This is a genomic window from Rhodococcus spongiicola (assembly GCF_004011835.1).
In the GTDB taxonomy this organism is placed as follows: Bacteria; Actinomycetota; Actinomycetes; order Mycobacteriales; family Mycobacteriaceae; genus Prescottella; species Prescottella spongiicola.
In genome coordinates this window covers 1-2,286 of record NZ_RKLN01000015.1, presented here as the reverse complement: position 1 = coordinate 2,286, position 2,286 = coordinate 1, and the positions used below count along the sequence as shown (strand labels likewise).

Annotated in this window: 2 protein-coding genes; both read left to right on the top strand. The window is 65.0% G+C overall.

All coding sequences use genetic code 11. The features are described 5' to 3' along the window. The first annotated feature begins 286 nt into the window (after window positions 1–286). On the top strand, window positions 287–862 hold the full coding sequence (locus EF834_RS18030; protein ID WP_127948655.1) for a SipW-dependent-type signal peptide-containing protein: 576 nt from the start codon (window positions 287–289) through the stop codon (window positions 860–862). A 5-nt stretch (window positions 863–867) separates the two neighbouring features. Continuing rightward, window positions 868–2,286, top strand: a 1,419-nt coding sequence (locus EF834_RS18025; protein WP_127948653.1) for a signal peptidase I, incomplete at its 3' end; no start/stop codon positions are given.

Here is a 2,286-nt window from a genome sequence, read left to right as displayed (position 1 = left end):
CACGCTGGAGCAGAACGTCTCCTAGTCGTTATCGCCCAACCGGTTTCGGGTGGGTATCTCTGTTCGGTGCGTCGGTCGCCGGCCCTATCGGGGCCGGCGACCGGCGTCCCTCGGGTTCGACCGCGGCTGCCCCCAATGAAGTTCGGCCGCATACAAGTATCGAATTGGCGCGTATCGAATTGACGCGCCGGCGCCTCCACTGGGCGTATCAGGAAGGGCAACAGCATTGTCTCGTCAAGAGGTTTCGAGTTCACCGTCCGGGTTCGGTGCCCGGGTGCGTTCGTTGATGTCGGGGGGTAGGCCGCGGGCGCTTGCGTCGCTGGGGATCGTGTTGGGTCTGGGCGCGGTCGCGACGTCGGCGGCGTGGAGTGACACGGCGACGGCGACGTCGGGTGTGTTCTCGACGGGTTCGATCGATCTGCAGATCGATGGCCAGGACGGTAATCCGGATGCGTATGCGTTCACGGCGTGGTCGAAGTCGGGGTTGTATCCGGGTGAGCGGTCGAGCGCGAAGTTGCCGGTGCAGAACACGGGAACGACGCCGTTGAGTTACACGATCACGGCGTCGGCGTCGTCGTCGGACTTGGCTCCGTACATGGTGTACGTGCTCAAGGACGGTGAGCCGAACGGCGAGTCGGGTAACAGGTGCAGTGGCAACGACCTCGGGCCGGTTACCTGGATGGAGAAGGGCGGCACGACGGATGCGTTCGATGCGCCGCGGACGCTGGCGCCGGGGGAGAGCGAGTACGTGTGCTTCCAGATCAGGTTGCATCCGGACGCGGCGGATACCGCGGATACGAACAACAGTGTTGAGGGCAAGTCGGTAGATGTTGCGTTCAACTTCCACGCGACGGCGGTGTGAGCAGCATGACTACTCGAGCAAATTCGGTGGGGTCGGATCGTAAGCGGTCCGTTCGTGAGATCGCTCTGAATGTGGGGGCGATCGCCGGCCTGATCTGTGTGCTGGCCGCGGCGGCGTCGTTCTTCTTCGGTATCAAGCCGCTGGTGTTCCGTTCGGGTTCGATGTCCCCGGAGATCACGACCGGTTCGCTCGCGCTCTCGCGGAGTGTGTCGGCGTCGGACGTCGCCGTCGGTGACGTGGTCAGTGTCCTCAACCAGCAGGGCACCCGGATCACTCACCGTGTCGAGGAGATCGTCTCGTCCGACGCGACCAGTTCGGTGTGGATCCTCAAGGGTGATGCGAACGAGGCCGCGGACCTGTCCCCGTACACGGTGACCGAGGCCGACCGGGTGTTCTTCAGTGTGCCCGGGCTCGGTTACGCGGTGGCATGGCTGTCGACGCCGGTGGCGATCTTCCTCGGTGGTGCGCTGGTCGGCAGTCTGATGGTGATCGCGTTCCGGCCCACCGGGGGCCGGGGTGGTGCCGGGCGCAGCGTCGACGCCGGCTCGCCTGTGGTGGCGGAGTCCGTTGATGTCGGGCCGAACACGGTGGGGGGCAGCGACATCGACGCTGCTCCGGTGCGTGGGGCCGGGGCGGTGCCGGTGAACGCGACCCGCCGGTTGTTGCCGGCGCGGTCGTTGATGGCGGTCGGTGCGGCTGGTTTGACGGCGGTCGGTCTGACCGCGGCGGGTACCACGGCGTCGTTGACCGATACCGCGTCCGTGGCGAGCACGTTCAGTGCGAACGCGAACTTCTTTCCGACCCCGGTGGTCACCTCCACCAGCTGCAAGGACATCAGCCAGAACTGGACTGGGCTCGACTACGACGCGAAGGTCTCCTGGGCCAGCCTCGGGAAGACGCCTCTCGGTGACGACTACGAGTACCAGGTCATTGCGCGCCGTGACAGCGATGGGAGCGTCGCGATACGAAAGAACGTGGGCACCGATACGTCGTATACGTTCGACATCAACGACACCGCGAGGGATTACACCGCCGAGGTGCACACGATCAATGGCCCCAACACCTCTACGGGTTGGCGCGGTGAGAGACTCAACGCCCGGACGGTCACCTACACCACTTGCATGTTCAAGAAGAGGTACGTGGCCAATCCTTCCGGTGAGGACGTGCAGAGCGCGTCTGCCAAGAGTGTGAGCCTGGCGTCGATCGATCCGGTCGTCGAGGAGCCGGTCGTCGAGGAGCCGGTGGTTGAGGAGCCGGTCGACCTGCCCGCGGATGATGTGCCGGGTTCGGGTGCTGGTGGTGGTGCGGTGATCACGAGTATGTCGTCGTCGGGGAGCTTTGCGGCGGAGGTGTCTTCGTCGGAGGTTGTGATCACGGATGAGTCGGGTTCGGTGGTGTCGAGCATCGCGGTCGGTGAGGAGGCC